General features: G+C 70.4%; 1 protein-coding gene and 1 pseudogene. One reads left to right on the top strand and one right to left on the bottom strand.

Going from position 1 to position 1,265, the window contains the following annotated elements; translation table 11 throughout:
- Positions 1 to 95: pseudogene (locus ABZ281_RS49765) on the bottom strand (AIM24 family protein); the annotation flags it as partial.
- A 109-nt stretch (positions 96 to 204) separates the two neighbouring features.
- Between ABZ281_RS49765 and ABZ281_RS49760 the strand changes: the two are divergent.
- Positions 205 to 1,265, top strand: a 1,061-nt coding sequence (locus ABZ281_RS49760) for a 5'-3' exonuclease H3TH domain-containing protein (protein ID WP_356665491.1), incomplete at its 3' end; no start/stop codon positions are given.

Genomic DNA, 1,265 nt, shown 5'->3' with positions numbered 1-1,265 from the left:
ACCAGGGCCTGGGGGTCGACCCTGATCGGGGGTTCCATGAACACCACCGGTCCGTTCGACGCGGCCACGAACTTTCCGGTTCCGATGAGGGTCAGGCCGGGAGGCGCCGACGGCGGGGTGAGCGGGGCCCCCGCGGGGTGCGGCCGAGCCCGGCACCCACGGGGGCGGGGCCGACTGTCAGTGGGGCGTGGCAGGATCGGGGGCGTGGCAGAGACAGCATCGAAGACGACCGACAAGACCTCCGGCGGCAGCCGGCCGCGACTGATGCTCATGGACGGGCACTCGCTGGCCTACCGAGCGTTCTTCGCGCTGCCCGCGGAGAACTTCACCACCGCGACGGGCCAGCCGACGAACGCGATCTACGGCTTCGCGTCGATGCTCGCCAACACGCTGCGCGACGAGGCGCCCACGCATTTCGCGGTCGCCTTCGACGTCTCCCGCAAGACCTGGCGGTCCCAGGAGTTCACGGAGTACAAGGCGAACCGCTCCAAGACCCCGGACGAGTTCAAGGGCCAGGTCGAGCTGATCGGCGAGCTCCTGGACGCGATGGGCGCCCAGCGCTTCGCGGTGGACGGCTTCGAGGCGGACGACGTCATCGCCACGCTCGCCACCCAGGCCGAGGCCGAGGGCTTCGAGGTGCTGATCGTCACCGGCGACCGCGACTCCTTCCAGCTGGTCAGCGAGCACACCACCGTGCTGTACCCGACCAAGGGCGTCTCCGAGCTGACCCGCTTCACTCCGGAGAAGGTATTCGAGAAGTACGGGTTGACGCCCGCGCAGTACCCTGACTTCGCGGCCCTGCGCGGCGACCCCTCCGACAACCTCCCCGGCATTCCCGGCGTCGGCGAGAAGACCGCCGCGAAGTGGATCAACCAGTTCGGCTCCTTCGCCGAGCTCGTCGAGCGCGTCGAGGAGGTCAAGGGCAAGGCCGGCCAGAACCTCCGCGACCACCTGGAGTCCGTCAAGCTGAACCGCCGGCTCACCGAGCTGGAGCGCCGGGTCGAGCTCCCCAGGGGCGTCACCGAGCTGGAGCGCGCGGCCTACGACCGCAAGGCCGTGGCGATGATCCTGGACACCCTGGAGATCCGTAACCCGTCGCTGCGCGATCGGCTCTTCGCCGTCGACCCGGGCGCCGAGGAGGCCGAGACCACCCCGGTCAGCGCCGAGGGCGTGGAGCTGGACGGCACGGTGCTCGGCACCGGCGAGCTGTCCGCCTGGCTCACCGAGCACGGCACCCAGCCCCTCGGCATCGCCACGGTCGACAC

It is taken from the genome of Streptomyces sp. NPDC006265 (genome assembly GCF_040613555.1).
GTDB lineage: Bacteria > Actinomycetota > Actinomycetes > Streptomycetales > Streptomycetaceae > Streptomyces.
This window is presented reverse-complemented; position numbering and strand designations above follow the sequence as displayed.